The organism is Halomonas sp. N3-2A (genome assembly GCF_002216165.1).
GTDB lineage: Bacteria > Pseudomonadota > Gammaproteobacteria > Pseudomonadales > Halomonadaceae > Vreelandella.
Window position 1 is genome coordinate 2649180 of the sequence record NZ_CP022286.1, and the last position, 15613, is coordinate 2664792.

Here is a 15613-nt window from a genome sequence, read left to right on the forward strand (position 1 = left end):
GCAAAGAACGGCAGAAAAGTGTCTGAATTTTTCGTTTTCTATCAGCTCACGTGAGATTTGACAAATATAGGTAGTTACTCAGAACTCTCTTAGTAACTTTAACCATTAATAGACCGTGACTAACGGTAACAAGTAGATTGGCGGTGAAATATAGCCATCTCCAGACTCATTAAAACTATGAGTCATTATTATAAATGCTATTTCTGTATCAGAGGCAGCCCGGCCCCACTGATAGTTCAACCGCAGATTCCTTAAATCCACCTATATAAGAATTGCTTGTTTTCTGACTCATAACACACACTTCAGTGGATAAACAATCTTATCTGCGCCAGCGTGTCCGGGAAACTATAGCCACTTCAGCCCGCCGAATGGCCACCGTTGAGCAGATTTTCGCCATACTCAAAAGCTGCTGATGCTGGAACCTTGATTCTGCCAGAAGTGGTTACAGCTTAGATGTAATGAGTTATAACCTGATACGCTTGAGCGTAAATGGAACGATGGTAAAACCTCCCTGAGAACTCTATCGGATTTTTATTATCTGAAACGAATGAGTAATTAAAATCAAAATACCCCAGACAATGTCCGGGGCGTTTTACTCATCAGTCTAAAGGAATGTAGATGGAGTTTTCGCCCGGTCTTCTGATGCACCTTTTTATGCAGTGGAACGTCGTGAGAAGAGCAGCGGCGAGAGCGCGATTCAGAAGTCTGATTCACCTGGGAAGTACTTCTGATAAATCTCGTCGTAAGTACCATCCGCCCTAAGTTCCGACAGTGCGGCATTAAACTGCTCGGCGAGCTCCCCATCGCGCTGACGGAAGGCAATCCCGAAGCCCTCACCGAAGTACTCTTCAGGTTCGTTGACCAGCTCACCTACCACTCGATATCCCTCGCTACCGTCGAGTAGAGTAGCCACGCCAGCCGGATGATCCAGGAAGATGAGTTCAACGCGGCCCGTTTTCATGTCCATGATCATGTCGGACGTGGTCGAGTAGCGGCTGACCTCGGCCACGTCGCTGAAGGTGTCGGTCACATAACTGTCCTGCAGGGTCCCGCGTTGCACACCGATGGCCTTGCCGGCCAGCGTCTCTGGATTGATGGTCTCTACGTCAAGATCTGCGGCCCCGAACCAGGCGGAATAGGGCTTGATGTAGGGGGCGGAGAACAACACTGTCTCGCGGCGCGCATCGTTGATGGTCATAGAGGACATGATGGCGTCGTATTTACGGGACAGAAGGCCCGGGATGATGCCGCTCCACTCCTGCACCACCCACTCGCACTCACGGGAGATACGCTCACACAAGGCGTTGCCCAGGTCAATATCGAATCCAGTCAACTCGCCACTGGGCAGGCGGTACTCCATGGGCGCGGTGGGCACGTCGACGCCGATGCGTAACGGATCCTCGGCGCTGGCAGTCGCGGAGAGGCCGATAAGGGCGGCGGCGGTCAGAGAAGAGAAAGTCTTGTTCATGTTGTGGATCTCCTATGGTTTCTGCGGAATGGCATTGCCGAATGCCATGATCTTGCGGCGTTGCTTGCGGACGCCTCTGAGCTGCGGATTGAAGCGAGCCTCCAGACGGCGGAGTACGTAGAGCAGGGTCAGGGTGATGACCAAGTAGATCAGGGCGGCAAAGATGAACGCCTCAAAGGGAGCATAGAAGCGTGAGTAAACGAACTGGGCCGCCCCAGTGATATCCATCAGCGTCACTGTGCTGGCGATTGCGCTGGCATGGAGGGTTAGTATCACTTCGTTGCCATAAGCGGGCAGCGCCCGACGGAAGGCGCTGGGGAATACGATGCGCTGATATATCAGTGGCCGACTCATGCCACAGGCCTTAGCCGCCTCGAGTTCGCCACGGGGGGTGTTGACGATGGCGCCATGGAAGATCTCGGTAGTGTAGGCCACGGTGTTGAGGATGAAAGCCAACAGCGCCGGCAGGAACGGCTCCTTGACCAGCGGCCAGAGCCAGCTCTCCTGGACGTCGTCAATGAACACAACGCCGTAGTAGATCAAGTAGAGCTGAACCAGTAGCGGGGTGCCGCGAAACACGTAGGTGAAGGCCTGCACAGGACGCCTGAGCCAGCCATGGTGGGAACCACGGGCCAGGGAGAGCGGCAACGAGATCACGAAACCCACCAGCAGCGACAGCGAGACCAGAGCGAGCGTCGTCTTGATACCCTGCCAGTAGACGGCAAGCGTATCAGGGGTGAAGATCGCGCGCTCGGCCAGCCAAGCGGTGAGCGACTCCATTAGCATATCGATCATGACCTCCCCCCTGTGAAACCGGCGTTGTATTTCCGGGTCAGACGCTTGAACACCCACTCCGAAAGGCTGGTCAACAGCAGATAGATGACAGCTACGAACAGCATAAAGGTGAAGGGCTCGAGGGTAGTTTTGGAGGCCTGGGTAGCGACGCGAACCATATCCGACAGACCAATCACCGAGACCAGCGCGGTGGTCTTGAGCAGCACCAGCCAGTTGTTCGAGAGGCCAGGGAGAGCATGGCGCATCATTAACGGGAAGCGGATGCGCCGGAATATCAGCGCCCGCCTCATACCGCAGGCAGTGGCCGCCTCGACTTGGCCCTTGTCGACGGCCTGGATAGCGCCGCGGAAGGTCTCGCCCATGTAGGCACCGAAGATCAGGCCAATGGTCAGAACGCCGGCGATGAAAGCGTCGATATTGAAAAACAGGTCGAGTCCGAAGCGCGCATAGAGCCAGTCGGAGACGTCATTCATCAGCATCTGGCCGCCGAAGAAAAACAGCATCATCAGCACCAAGTCCGGAACGCCTCGGATCAGCGTGGTATAGAGCGTCGCCAGCAGATGAGGAAGACGCCGCTTCGACAGCTTGGCGCTGGCGGTGACGAGACCGAGTAGCACGGCGATGATCAGCGAAAGTGCAGCCAATTCGACGGTAACCAGAGCACCCTCGACTAGACGCATGCCGTAGCCATGAAGATTCAGCATGGAAGGACTCCTTCAGCGGGTCGAGAGGAACTGGCGCAGTCGGACCGATTGAGGGGAGCCCAGCACCCGCTGCGGGGGTCCCTCTTCTTCCACCTCACCTTGGTTCAGGTACATGATCCGGGTCGAAACGTCCCGAGCGAAGTCCATCTCGTGAGTCACTAGCACCATAGTGCGCCCCTCCTCAGCGAGCTGGCGCATCACCGCCAGCACGTCGCCGACCAGTTCTGGATCGAGCGCCGAGGTCGGCTCGTCGAACAGCATCACGTCGGGGTCCATCGCCAGTGCACGAGCAATGGCGCCGCGCTGCTGCTGGCCGCCGGACAACTGCGAGGGATAATGGTCAGCGCGCTCGTCTAAGCCGACCTTAGCCAGCAGCTCATAGGCCCGATCTAAGGCCTTTCTCCGAGGCATTCTCAGCACGTGAATGGGGGCCTCGATGATGTTTTCCACGAGCGTCATGTGGGCCCACAGATTGAAGCTCTGAAACACCATGGCGACCCGCGAGCGCATCCACTGCACGCGTTTGTCGTCCTCGGGGAGTCGCCCGTGGCGGGTCATTTTGAAGCGGATCGGCTGGCTGAGGATTTCGAGCTCTCCACCGTCAGGCTGCTCGAGCAGATTGAGGCAGCGCAGGAAGGTGCTCTTGCCCGAGCCGGACGAACCTATCAGGGTGATAACGTCGCCGCGTCGGGCCGTCAGTGAAATTCCCTTCAGCACCTGGGTCTCGCCGAAGCGCTTCGCGATGCTCTCAGCCTTGAGCAATACTTCTGGCTCAGTGGTGAGCATGGTGTCCTTGACGTTCGTCTGGGACGTTCGAGACTCTGGCAGTGGTGTTGTCATTGTTGTCATTGTTGTCATTGTTGTCATGGGCATCATCGTTTCAGTGGCAGTACTGGGAGAAGCTCGCTTCGAGCAGAGTCAGGAAGGCCTCGATGTCCTTGGACTGGATGACCATCGGCGGCTTGATCTTGAGCACGTTGTCATCGGGACCGTCGGTGGAGAGCAGCACCCCATTGAGGCGCAGGTAATGACAGATACGTTTGGCGGTGGTGGTATCGGGTGCAAGGCTCGGGCCTTCGATGATCTCGACGCCAAGGAAGAGTCCGCGGCCACGTACCTGCCCGACCCTGGGGAAGCGCTCAGCCAGAACTTCGAGGCGACCCTTGAGTGAGTCGCCGAGGGTCCTGGCATGGTGTTGCAGGTCTCGGGACTCGATTTCATCGAGCACCGCCAAGGCGATGGCACAAGACACCGGGTTGCCGGAGAAGGTGTTGAAGTACTCCATGCCGGTACGGAAGGCCTCAGCCACCGCCCGAGTAGTGACCACTGCTGCGATGGGGTGTCCGTTGCCGATGGGCTTGCCCAGGGTAACGATGTCCGGGGTGACGTCATACTGATCGAAGGCCCAGAAACTGCTGCCGGCACGGCCAAAGCCGACCTGGACCTCGTCGGCGATGTACAGGGTGCCACGTGCCTGCAGATGACGTGTCACGCCCTCGAGGTAAGTTCCAGGCCAGATCCACTGCCCACCGACGCCAGCGAAGCTCTCGACATAGAAAGCCGCTGGTTGCTCGCGAGCCTGAGAAAGGGTCTCGAGTGCCTCTGCCAGATACAGCTCATCGGCCCCCTCGCCACGATGTCGACCGCGATAGGTATCGGGGAAAGGCAACTTGATCACGTGCTCCGGGGTACCCTGGCCGCCCGGTCCGTCGTGTTTGTAGGGGCTAATGTCGATCAGGCTCGAGAGGTGTCCGTGGTAGGCATGTTCCAGCACGGCCAAATCGTGACGTCCTGTGTAGTTGCGAGCCAGACGCATCGCTAAGTCGTTGGCCTCGCTGCCAGAGTTGACCAGGAAGACCACCTCCAGATGGCCCGGCAGGGTAGCCAGCAAACGTTCGGAGTAGGTCACGATGGTGTCGTGTAGATAGCGGGTGTTGGTGTTTAGCTCGGCCATCTGCCGGGAGCCAGCCGCCACCACGCGCGGATTGGCGTGGCCCACATGACAAACGTTGTTGACCATATCTAGGTAGCGTCTGCCGTCCTCTGCGATCAGATAGGCCATGTCGCCGCGTACGATCTTTAGTGGATGCTGATAGGCATGGCTCAGAGTGGGGGAAAGTAGCTGACGACGAGCATGGAGCAGCGTAGCGATGCCGTTGCGACCGCCGTAGACATTGCCACGGCCAAGTGCTAGATCGGGATCGAGATAGACCGCTGCGACCGCTTGCCACTCCTCAGCATCCAGGCTCGTGCACATTCGCAGGCCACCGATATCCCCCTCCCCCCACAGGCAAGTCAAGGTGATGGTCTGGCCCGCAGCGAGAGACAGAGAAAAGCCCTCTATGCTCAGTTCGGCCCGCGGCAGAGGCGCGCTCGGATCGGCACTACGCAGGATCAGGCTGAGGCGTCCCAGATGGTGATCCTGCAGGCCAATCAGCAGACGATCGTCGCGCTGATCAACTCGGGTGACACGAACGTTGTTGCGCAGCACCAAGTCGCGCTGAGCGATAAAGGTCTCGCCGGTGGCGATCTGCCCTTCGACACCGGCCATCGGAACGCCAAAGGTCCGCGATGGCCTCAAAGCGGTGTAGCGATCGTCACCCAGCACGTCCAGCACTCCCCGCTTCGCCAGCCACTCCCTGCGCTCGTTCAGGAGGGCTAGCATCGAGACGGGATGGCACAAGGCGATCAGCTCCTCGGCAATCAGTTCTGGGCCGAGCGTGGTGAAGAGGCGCCACTGACGCAAGATCTGCACTTGGGATATGGCGATATAGGGCGCGTCTTGGCCGGCGGCAGCGGCCTTCAGGTAGTTCATTCGACTCAGCAGGATGCGCAGCAGGATGAGCCGTGGCAGACATTCGAGTTCCACCCTGGAGAGCGGCCGAATGCTGTGATAGCCCAGAGTCAGTTGCTTGAGCGCTTCCAGGCGGTCGGGACTGCGGTCAGTCAGGTAGACCGCGGCAACGGCGAGTTCAATGACAGTGAAGGCGTGGCAGGCATCACCGAAATCGATCAAGCCACTGGGATGCTCCGATGTCGGCGAGTCTAAGAACAGGTTGTAGTCGTTGGCGTCGTTATGGATCAGCTGAATGGAGAGCTCATGCTCCCGGGCGCGTACGAAATCGACGCATGCGGTCATCTGCTCGCGCATCTCGTGTTGCAGTCCTCCAATCTCGGGACGCTCCGCGAGAGTACGATACGCGGTCAAATCCCAGTCGTGGAAGGGCCCCACGGGCCAGCCCAGAGCGCTTGGTTCGAGTTCGGCCAAGGCCAGATCGAGATGGCCAAGCCCTTCGCCAGTGGCATACAGCTGGGCTTCACTGGGAGGCAGGCCCTCGGCCCAGAGGGTGCCATCCAGATAACTTAGTAGGCGCAGCTGCCAGTTCTCCCCATCCAGCCTGAGCGTCACGCTCGCTTGGCCACCTCGGCTGCGCCGATGGCGCGGCAGCTTGAGCCCACCCAGGGGCTGGTCTTCCAGGGCTGTCATCAAGGCCACCTCAGCTTGGATGGTTGGGGCCCGGCTGAGTTTGGCCAAGTAACGGCTGCCATCGTCCAAGATCAGGCAGAAGTTCTGGTCGGTGTAGCCATCGAGGCGTTCGAGGGCTCCCGCGAGGCCAAAGTGCTCGGCAAGTGCCTCTACGACACACTGTTCGATGGTTTCGGACATGATCATCGTTTCTGACATGAAGTCATCCTCAGGCGTGGTGGGTGTGACCACTCTGTTGAGAAGAGGTGGGCTGGGGCCGGATATTGGCGTTGCGCAGCATGTTGAGTCCCAGTACGGCGCAGGTGATAGCCAGCAGCAGGTTGATCAGGGAGAAGAAGGTAAAGGGCGCGTAGATCAACGTCGGGACCCCTAGAGTGGCGGTCAGGAAAGCGCCGCAGGTGGTCCAGGGAATCAACGGAGACACCACGGTAGAGGCGTCTTCCAGCGCACGTGACAGGTTCTCGGGTGCCAGCCCCAACTCCTCGTACTTCTCCTTGAACATGCGCCCCGGCAGGATATTGCCCATGTACTGGCTGCCGGTGAGCATCAGCGTCGTCAAGCAGGCCAGGTGGGTTGACAGCACCAAGGCCCCCGGGGTCTTCGCACGCCGAGTCATGGTCTCGACTAGGCGCCTGAGGAATCCTGCGCTGGCCATGATGCCGCCGAAGGACATCGCCGCGACGACCAGCCACAGCATGTAGAGCATTCCGAACATGCCACCCTTGCTCAGAATGCGGTCAAAATGGGCATCGCCAGTGGTGGAGACATAACCCGTGGAGATGGCGCGCACAACACCCTCGATGACTGGGAACAGGGTGTTGTCAGATGCCGCGGCCAGGCGCAGGGCGTTGTCCGTCTGCCACAGCATAGCGGCCAGCGCGCCCATTAGTAGCCCGATGAACAGCGTCGGTATGGCATCGACTTTTCGGTAAGCGAGCACCAGAACCACCAGTAAGGGAGCAATCAAAAGCGGACTGATCACGAAGTTCGCTTCGAGCATGGTGCGCAGCTCGGCGATTCTCGACAGGTTGTCACTGGCATCGGTGGTCATTAGGCCAATGAGCCAGTACAGCGCCAGACTCGCGGCGAGGCTGAGAAACACCGTGCGTGACATCGCCTTAATATGGAGAAACAGCTCTCCTCCGGAGACCGCCGCCGACAGGTTGGTAGTGTCCGACAGCGGCGAGAGCTTATCACCGAAATAGGATCCCGAGATGATGGCTCCGGCGGTGACGGCGGTGGATAAGCCCACCGATTCGGCGATGGTAATCAGCGCGAGGCCTATGGTACCGGCGGTGGTCAGACTACTGCCAATGCTAACGGCGATGATGGCGCAAATCAGACAGGCACTGAAGTAGAAGGCGTCACCGGAGACCAGGAAAGAGCCATAGTAGATCATGCTCGGCACGATGCCGGACAGGATCCATACGCCGATCAGCCCGCCGACCAACAAGATGATGACGATGGCGTTCATGGACACGTTGATGCCTTCGAAAATACCGGCCTTGAGCGTCGCGAATCGCTCGCCACGGGCCAGAGCAAGTCCTGCCGCCAGGGCGGCTGAGAAGATCAGGGCAAGCTGCACAGGCCCGCCGAGAGACTCGCCCTGGAACATATAGATCATCAGGCTGATGGATGCGATAGCGACCACTAGTGGTGTCAGAGCCATGGCCAGCGGAGGGGCAGTACGGTCGTCAGTAGAAGATGCGGTCATTAGAGTCTCCATTATCGTTGTTGTTCTGGCATCGGGAATACCGGAGTGTGAATGGAACAGTGGCGTCGGGAGGCGCCGCCTAGGTTGCAATCGCTACGATGCGTCGCGGGTCGGGACACAGGCTGCGCCAGATGGCGATCTCGGATGGGAAGGCAGCACCGGGGTAGTCGCCCTCGAAGTTCAGCATGTCTAGGATCACCTGGAAGTGCAGGTGGGGTACCCACCCGCCATTCTCGGAGGGGGAACCAAGACGGCAGAAGGCGTCACCTTGAGCGACATGGTCGCCTCGGGAAAGCCCTTTCAGGCTCTGGCGTGACAGGTGCCCGTAAAGGGTGAAGAAGGGAGTGTCATCCTCCATAGCATGCTCCAAGATGATGGTGGCGCCGTAGTCGAGGCGCTTGGCGTTGTAGGCCAGGCTATGCACTTTGCCATCGAAAGGAGCATGTACCGGCGCTTCGGCGTGCTCGAAGACGTCGACGCCGAGATGGACGCTGCGCGCTTCATCGCCGCGGAAGAACTGGGGTTCACGGTAGAACGCCCGATCCTCCAGGTAGCGGCCGAGGGCGACGCGAGAGTCACCCATGGCGTCGAACAGCAAGCATGTATTGTATTCAGGGTCGGTGTGGCCGCCGAGAGCAAAGCGCTGCTCGCTGGCAAACTCAATGACCTCGTGCGTCTTGTGGGCAAGGCTCGTGAGCAGAGCGACCGGGCTCTGATTACGGTCGGCCCATCGTTGGAAGCGCGCTTCTCCTGGGCACGGGCTGAGCCCTAATTGATAGCGCAGCCCATACAGTGCAAGAGCAGGATGAACTACGCCATAGCGTGACATTAGGGCAATCCTCAACGCCTCGGGCAGACAATCGAGAACCGCGGGATCTTCAAGGGCCTCGGGGGCAAGTTCGGTCGCCGGCGCCGCATCTTGCCAGCGCAGGCAGAGGGATCGAAGGTTATCGTGGGTCGGCATGCTTCTCTCTCTTTAACGAGGGCACCCCCTCCCGGGGCACCCGATTATTACGTGGGAATCAGTCGAACTTGATGCCCTGGGCTAAGGGCAACTCGCGGGAGTAGTTCACCGTGTTAGTCTGGCGACGCATATAGCTCTTCCAAACGTCGGAGCCGGATTCGCGTCCGCCGCCAGTCTCCTTCTCTCCGCCGAAAGCGCCACCGATTTCAGCGCCGCTGGGGCCGATATTGACGTTGGCGATACCGCAGTCGCTGCCGTCAACCGAGACGAAGGCCTCGGCCTCGCTGAAATTACGGTAGCTAATCACGTAGAGAATCGGGTCAAAGGTCTCATGCTTTACCAGCTCGTCCTGCTGTTCGACCTCGACGATGGCTGGCGCCACGTAGTAGCCCTTGGGGTACTCGTCAGCCAGTCGACGTTCGCCGCCAAACACTCTGGCGCCCCACTCACGCGCCTTGCCGAGCACCGATTGCATTTGCTCAAACGCCTGAGCATCGATCAGCGGGCCGACCAGACTGCCCCCCATCGGGTCGCCGATGGTCACACCGGCATAGGCCCTCTTGACCCGCTCGACAACCTCGCCGCGACACGATGCTGGCACCTGTCGCCACTGAATGAATGCCGCTTCCGCATAGGCGATGCAGGCGTCCATCGCGTCGGCCCCCGGCATGCTCACGCGACCAATCTCGGCACCATCGGTGGGGCTAATCACCGGGTAATCACCTTGAAGACACTGCTCTACACGTACTCCCAGGCGCTGCATGATGGCGTCGTTCATTCTTTCTCCGACTGGTCGCGATATTAAGTGGGTACACACTCAGTATCATCAGGGTTGTGAAAAATGCTCAAGCGACGAATATTCGGGAGTTCATTCTATTTTTTCTTCATCTACCAGGATCTGCGTAGTATCAGTGCTGAAGCCACACCACGACTTCCTCAATGCTAAAGTCGTGCTTGCTTTAGCCAGCGATATTTGAGCAACATCTTAAGGGTGTGCTTGGTCACTAAAGCGATATTTAGTCAGATCAACATTCCAATAATTCATGTTTTATGAGTCGTGTCTATCTTCCCACCCCTGACCGCGATGCAGTGCTTTGAGGCGTCTGCCCGGCACCTAAGCTTCACCCGCGCGGGGGATGAGCTGAACCTGACTCAAAGCGCCGTCAGCAAGCAGGTAGCCCAGATGGAGTTAGTGCTTCCCTCCCCTGTTCCGCCGTGTGCGCAAGCGCCTGCAGATCACTTCTTAGGGCTCACTCTATCTAACCGAAGTGCGCAAGATACTCGCCCAGGTGGAGATGTCGACTCGCTACATGCAGTCCTACGGGGGTGAGAATGAGGTTCTTAACGTCACTACCCTGGCGACTTTTGGAGCCCGCTGGCTGATTCCCAGGCTCAACGGCTTTCGCTTTCGCCATCCCAACGTCTACCTAAACATCAGCAACCGAGTGGAGCCTTTCGATCTCGAAGAAGAGCACATCGACGTAGCCTTCTTCTTCGGCCACGGTGCATGGCCTAAAGCGGAGTGCATCAAGCTGATTGATGAAGAAATAGTGCCGATTTGCGCGCCAGCCATACTGCCACCCGGCGGTGTCGACGCTCCACTGTCATTGACTCGATTGGTATTAATGCAGAGCGCGACCCGGCCTGAAGCTTGGCATGACTGGTTCCAAGCTCAGGGGTGCTATACAGAGCACAGCTATCACGGGCCGCGGTTCGACACCTTCTATATGGCTCTGCGCGCAGCGCGGTCAGGCTGCGGCATTGCACTGGTGCCGAGCTTCCTGGCCTAGGAGGAACTAGCGGCTGGCCATCTGGTGATACCCTGGCCCTTCGCTCTGACGAGCCGAAATGCCTATTACTTGGCATATCCTGAGCACAAGGGGGAGATGGCCAAGCTCAAGGGGTTCATCAACTGGCTCCTTGAGCACCGCGATGTTGCGCCACCAGCGATACCATGCGGTGCGGCGTAGCCGAGCAACTGGAAGACGAAGTGACTCACCTCGTCGATGCATGTAGCTCAAGAAGGGCCAGTCTCGTTACTGCCATGCTCAGGCTATCGAACCTGGTGAAGCCACTTTCAACAGATAGCCTGAAGAGCCATCATGGCTCAGCATCACATTGGTCACCTGACATTGCCGATGGCGTCGATGCCCACAAAGATCTACATGTGACCACTGTCGTGGATACATATGATCGGATGCTTGATACCGCTAGCTTTCCGCCCTCCCTCTCTTCGTGCTTTTTCTATCTTCCCTGATCGTCGCCAAACTTGAACAAATCCCCTACCCCACAGCTGAATAATTTGCATAGCTTATCCAGCGCATCCAACTCAACACGCTGAGCTGTTTCTTTATAAAGCAACGTGATGGCGTTGCAGTTCAACCCCGTTTCACGCGCCACACCAACGATCTTCATTTTGTGCTCGCCCACCCAAGCGTGCGGGATGACCACGATCCATCAAAAATCACTCTGGATAGCTTGCTGTCATTCCAAATGGTAAAGAATCGCTTTCAAATATTTTTGCTATATGAAATATCACATACACCCCCTTCTCATTAGCGCACCGAAAACAAGATGACACCCCGGTGACATAAGAGTGGCAAAAATATGTCAGTTAATTTCAAATTATTGATAAATATATAATTTAAATATTTTCCATTACGAAAACCTAGTCACGAATCGTTAAAAATATCATCAAACTGACATTGTCTAGACAACTGGTGTTCATCTGACTCGACCAGAATGTTGTTATTCCAAACGGGGGAGCAACATGTCTACTTCTATTATTCACGCTAAAGGCTTAAATAAGACGTTTGGGCACCGCCAGGTGCTTGATGACGTAAGCTTTTGCGTCGCACCTGGTGAAATGGTCGCGCTGATTGGACCGTCAGGCTCCGGTAAGTCCACACTGCTGCGCCACCTCGTCGGCCTAACCTGCGGAAATCGAAAAAATGGCGGTCACGTGTCTCTTATGGGGCGTGACGTACAGATGAACGGTCGTCTACACCGCGCAGTTCGCATTGAGCGTTGTCGAACTGGCTACATTTTTCAGCAATTCAACCTAGTAGGGCGTCTTAGCGTGCTAACCAACGTATTGGTCGGGCGGCTGGGTCGTATGTCCAAGTTACGCGCTCTCTTTGGCCGTTTCACCGATCAGGAACGTGAGCATGCACGAGCTTGCTTGGCTCGGGTGGGGCTTGAGGAACTGATGGATCAGCGCGCTAACACCCTTTCTGGTGGGCAAATGCAACGTGTGGCAATTGCCAGGGTACTGATGCAAGACGCCGAATTAATTCTGGCTGATGAACCAATTGCTTCACTGGACCCGCGCAGCGCTCGCGAGGTTATGGAAATCCTCAGTCGTATTCACGCCGAAGACGGCCGCACCGTGGTCGTCACCCTGCATCAAGTCGATGTTGCTCGCCGCTATTGTCAGCGTGCCGTCGCCCTTAAGGATGGCCGTTTGTACTTCGATGGCCCTATTAGTGAACTCACTGACGCGCGCCTGCAGGCACTTTACGAAAATGCTGATCTTGATGAGCTACGCACAAGCGAGCTGTCAAGCGACCAAGCATCCCCTGAAAACCGCCAAACTATTTCCGCGCATCACGCAGTAGCAACGCCAATGCCTAGCTAACAGCAGAACGGACCGCTCTTCCACCGATACGCCACTCACAATCGAACACACTATTATCCCGGAGACACACTCATGACGTTTACTTCTTATCGCCGTCTACTTCTACCGCTGGTTGCGGGGATTAGCTTTGCTGCAAGCACTCAGCTGTTGGCCGCCGATACACTTAAGTTCGGCATTATTTCCACTGAATCCAGCCAGAACCAGCGGCCAATGTGGCAACCGTTCCTTGATGATATGTCGGAGGAGCTAGGCATGGAGGTTGAGCCCTTCTTTGCCACTGATTATGCCGCAGTGATTCAGGCGATGCGTTTTGACCAGATCGACTTAGCTTGGTACGGCAACAAATCGGCCATAGAAGCCGTGGATCGTGCAGGTGGCGAGGTTTTCGCTCAGACAATCCCTGCGAATGGCCAACCGGGATACTGGAGTTTGATGATTGTGCATCAGGACAGCGATCTGCACAGCGTCGAAGACGTCTTGGAGAACTCCGGTGACCTCGTGTTTGGTAACGGTGATCCAAATTCAACGTCTGGGTATTTGGTGCCAGGTTACTATGTGTTTGCCCAAAACGACGTCGATGTTGCTACTGCTTTTAAGCGCACTCTGAACTCCAGCCACGAAACCAACGCTTTATCGGTGGCCAATCGCCAAGTTGATGTTGCCACCTTTAATACCGAGAGCATGGAGCGTCTTGAAATCAGCGCACCTGAGAAAGCTGAGCAGCTTCGCGTGGTTTGGACGTCCCCGCTGATTCCATCTGACCCGCTAGTATGGCGCACCAACCTGTCCGAAGAGACCAAGGATGGACTGCGTGAATTCTTCTTCAATTACGGCGATAGCGACGAAGAACAGGCAATTTTAGAGCCACTGCAATGGAGCCACTTTAAGGCTTCTAACAACGATGGTCTGCTGCCGATTCGCCAGCTTGAGCTATTCAAGCAACGTGCTGATGTGGCCAACAACGAGAGCCTATCAGACGCTGATCGTGAGCAGCAGCTAGCTGAATTAGATGCTCAGCTTGAGGCACTTAACCAACGCCTTCAGGACCTGCAAGGTGCTGAAGCAAACGCCGACACTGTTGCTACCACTGATTAATTTTCAGGCGACAAACCCAGATCATCCATAGCGGGGTGAGCGTAGACCGTTTTCCCCGCTCGGAGAGACCATGAACACCCATACATCTCAAATGACGACATCGCTGTTGCGTCGGCGTAGCTGGTTATCACTGATTGGTTGGTTTGTGCTGCTCAGCGTGCTGGCTTGGTCCTGGCAGGGAGCAGAGATACGTCCAAGCTTACTGGTTAGCAATGCCGACAACATGGCTACCTTGGCTGGCGATTTCTTTCCGCCCACTTTCGGCAACCTTGGCCACTATATCAACCAGATGTTGGTGACCATCCAAATTGCCATTTGGGGGACGCTACTGGCGATCATCGTGGCGGTACCCTGCAGCCTGCTCTCCTCCGAGAACCTGGTGCCTTGGTGGGTTTACCAACCAATGCGCCGACTGATGGATGCTTGCCGAGCCATCAATGAGCTGGTGTTTGCCATGCTATTCGTAGTGGCCGTAGGACTCGGCCCCTTTGCAGGCACATTGGCGTTGTTTGTACACACCACGGGCGTGCTAGCGAAGCTGTTTTCTGAGGCGGTGGAAGCCAGTGACGCAGGTCCGATGGAAGGTATCCGTGTAACTGGTGCAGGGCGTGTTGAGGAGATTATCTTCGGGCTGATTCCTCAGGTACTACCGCTATGGATCTCGGTAAGCCTTTACCGGTTCGAGTCGAATATTCGCTCTGCCACAGTACTTGGAATGGTTGGTGGGGGCGGTATTGGGGTCGCCTTGTGGGAAACCATGCGTGGTTTTCAGTACGCCGAAACCGCCACCATTATGCTGGTTATTATCGTCGCTGTGACCGTTCTCGATATAGCTTCCCAACGCCTGCGTAAGCACTTCATATAGTCTGGAAAAATTCCATTCTGATTAGCCCAGGCGAACGTCTAATAACAACAAAACCTCCTTTAGACAGGACGAAAAATGACACACAGCCCCTCGGCGAGGGGGGTTATAGCAGGAGTAAAAATGTCTAGACAACTAGCGCACCACAGCCATCAGGAAACCAGAGAACCACGCTATCGCCAGCTAGCCAGAATTCTCGCCCATGAGATTCGAACTCAGCATAGCGCGGGCGACCAGTTATCAAGCGAGCTGGCGCTAGCCAAGCGCTTTGAGGTAAACCGCCATACCGTTCGTCGCGCACTAGATGAACTGGTAGCCGCAGGCATGGTGACGCGTCATCAGGGCTGGGGCACCCAAGTCGTAGATCGGCGACTGGATTACATGGTGAACGCCGAAAGCAAGGTCACCCATAACCTTGCAGAAATGGGTATCAACACAGAGACACGCTGTTTATCTCAAGGCCTGTCACGCCCGCCCGAAGCGATCAGCCAACGCTTCGGTTTGGCTGAGGATGAGTGCTTGATCTGCGTTGATACGCTGAGGCTAGTGGATGGCATGCCATTAACGCGTTTGCGCCATTGGTTTGATGCCACGCGCGTGCCTGACTGGTGTGAGCGCTACCGTGGAGGCTCCACCCGTGCACTGCTTGACCAGCATTACGGTTTGCGCCTCTCCCGTGCCGCCGTGCGCCTGGAAGCGAGCCAAGCCAATCGTGACGATAGCCGCTTACTGCAGTGCCCCCAGCTCGCGCCGCTTCTTGTACTTACCAGTGACAATGTCGATGAGTCCCGGCGCCTTGTAGAAGTCTCCGTAAGCTGCGCCAGGGCTGACCGCGTTTCTTATCACTTTGATTTTTTAAATGAACGTTAACACTGACAAATGCCTGG

General features: G+C 56.7%; 16 protein-coding genes. 6 read left to right on the top strand and 10 right to left on the bottom strand.

The features are described from left to right. Nucleotides 1-697: 697 nt before the first annotated feature. The 8 genes from CEK60_RS12430 to CEK60_RS12465 all read right to left on the bottom strand — a co-directional run bounded on the left by CEK60_RS12430 (nucleotide 698) and on the right by CEK60_RS12465 (nucleotide 9910). The gene (locus CEK60_RS12430) at nucleotides 698-1468 is read right to left on the bottom strand and encodes a transporter substrate-binding domain-containing protein (RefSeq protein WP_089039286.1); all 771 of its coding nucleotides are present in this window, start codon (nucleotides 1466-1468) and stop codon (nucleotides 698-700) included. A gap of 12 nt (nucleotides 1469-1480) precedes the next feature. Next, nucleotides 1481-2263, bottom strand: coding sequence for an ABC transporter permease (locus CEK60_RS12435; RefSeq protein ID WP_232471380.1), 783 nt, complete (start codon nucleotides 2261-2263; stop codon nucleotides 1481-1483). After that, on the bottom strand, nucleotides 2260-2967 hold the full coding sequence (locus CEK60_RS12440; protein ID WP_089039287.1) for an ABC transporter permease: 708 nt from the start codon (nucleotides 2965-2967) through the stop codon (nucleotides 2260-2262). The genes CEK60_RS12435 and CEK60_RS12440 overlap by 4 nt, the downstream gene beginning before the upstream one ends. Nucleotides 2968-2979: 12 nt before the next feature. Continuing rightward, nucleotides 2980-3753: an ABC transporter ATP-binding protein gene (locus CEK60_RS12445; RefSeq protein WP_089040917.1), complete on the bottom strand. Its 774-nt coding sequence runs from the start codon at nucleotides 3751-3753 to the stop codon at nucleotides 2980-2982. 94 nt (nucleotides 3754-3847) lie between these two features. Continuing rightward, nucleotides 3848-6652: an aminotransferase class III-fold pyridoxal phosphate-dependent enzyme gene (locus CEK60_RS12450; protein ID WP_089039288.1), complete on the bottom strand. Its 2805-nt coding sequence runs from the start codon at nucleotides 6650-6652 to the stop codon at nucleotides 3848-3850. Between the two features lie 10 nt (nucleotides 6653-6662). After that, nucleotides 6663-8168 carry a Na+/H+ antiporter NhaC family protein gene (locus tag CEK60_RS12455; protein WP_157698035.1) on the bottom strand — a complete coding sequence of 502 codons (1506 nt, stop codon included), beginning with the start codon at nucleotides 8166-8168 and terminating at the stop codon, nucleotides 6663-6665. Nucleotides 8169-8247: 79 nt separating this feature from the next. Continuing rightward, nucleotides 8248-9132: a peptidoglycan DD-metalloendopeptidase family protein gene (locus tag CEK60_RS12460; RefSeq protein ID WP_089039290.1), complete on the bottom strand. Its 885-nt coding sequence runs from the start codon at nucleotides 9130-9132 to the stop codon at nucleotides 8248-8250. 58 nt (nucleotides 9133-9190) lie between these two features. Beyond that, complete coding sequence (locus CEK60_RS12465) at nucleotides 9191-9910, bottom strand: aldehyde dehydrogenase family protein (RefSeq protein ID WP_446718665.1); 720 nt, start codon at nucleotides 9908-9910, stop codon at nucleotides 9191-9193. A gap of 306 nt (nucleotides 9911-10216) precedes the next feature. Here CEK60_RS12465 and CEK60_RS22890 point away from each other — a divergent pair, with 306 nt between their 5' ends. After that, nucleotides 10217-10462 (top strand): LysR family transcriptional regulator, encoded by a 246-nt coding sequence (locus CEK60_RS22890; RefSeq protein WP_332459902.1) that lies wholly within the window; start codon nucleotides 10217-10219, stop codon nucleotides 10460-10462. Continuing rightward, nucleotides 10428-10922 carry a LysR substrate-binding domain-containing protein gene (locus CEK60_RS22895; RefSeq protein WP_332459869.1) on the top strand — a complete coding sequence of 165 codons (495 nt, stop codon included), beginning with the start codon at nucleotides 10428-10430 and terminating at the stop codon, nucleotides 10920-10922. Before CEK60_RS22890 ends, CEK60_RS22895 begins: the two co-directional genes overlap by 35 nt. Nucleotides 10923-10928: 6 nt before the next feature. Here the strand turns inward: CEK60_RS22895 and CEK60_RS22900 are convergent, their stop codons facing one another. Then, the gene (locus CEK60_RS22900) at nucleotides 10929-11153 is read right to left on the bottom strand and encodes a hypothetical protein (protein ID WP_332459870.1); all 225 of its coding nucleotides are present in this window, start codon (nucleotides 11151-11153) and stop codon (nucleotides 10929-10931) included. A gap of 223 nt (nucleotides 11154-11376) precedes the next feature. Continuing rightward, nucleotides 11377-11547, bottom strand: a complete 171-nt coding sequence (locus CEK60_RS12475; RefSeq protein WP_089039291.1) for a helix-turn-helix domain-containing protein — start codon at nucleotides 11545-11547, stop codon at nucleotides 11377-11379. Nucleotides 11548-11902: 355 nt separating this feature from the next. Here CEK60_RS12475 and phnC point away from each other — a divergent pair, with 355 nt between their 5' ends. The 4 genes from phnC to phnF all read left to right on the top strand — a co-directional run bounded on the left by phnC (nucleotide 11903) and on the right by phnF (nucleotide 15596). Beyond that, nucleotides 11903-12769 (top strand): phosphonate ABC transporter ATP-binding protein, encoded by an 867-nt coding sequence (gene phnC, locus CEK60_RS12480; RefSeq protein ID WP_089039292.1) that lies wholly within the window; start codon nucleotides 11903-11905, stop codon nucleotides 12767-12769. A 72-nt stretch (nucleotides 12770-12841) separates the two neighbouring features. Next, nucleotides 12842-13864 carry a phosphonate ABC transporter substrate-binding protein gene (phnD, locus tag CEK60_RS12485; protein WP_089039293.1) on the top strand — a complete coding sequence of 341 codons (1023 nt, stop codon included), beginning with the start codon at nucleotides 12842-12844 and terminating at the stop codon, nucleotides 13862-13864. Between the two features lie 70 nt (nucleotides 13865-13934). Then, complete coding sequence (gene phnE, locus CEK60_RS12490; RefSeq protein WP_089039294.1) at nucleotides 13935-14729, top strand: phosphonate ABC transporter, permease protein PhnE; 795 nt, start codon at nucleotides 13935-13937, stop codon at nucleotides 14727-14729. Nucleotides 14730-14849: 120 nt separating this feature from the next. Further along, nucleotides 14850-15596, top strand: a complete 747-nt coding sequence (gene phnF, locus CEK60_RS12495; protein ID WP_157698036.1) for a phosphonate metabolism transcriptional regulator PhnF — start codon at nucleotides 14850-14852, stop codon at nucleotides 15594-15596. The last annotated feature ends 17 nt before the right edge of the window (nucleotides 15597-15613 follow it).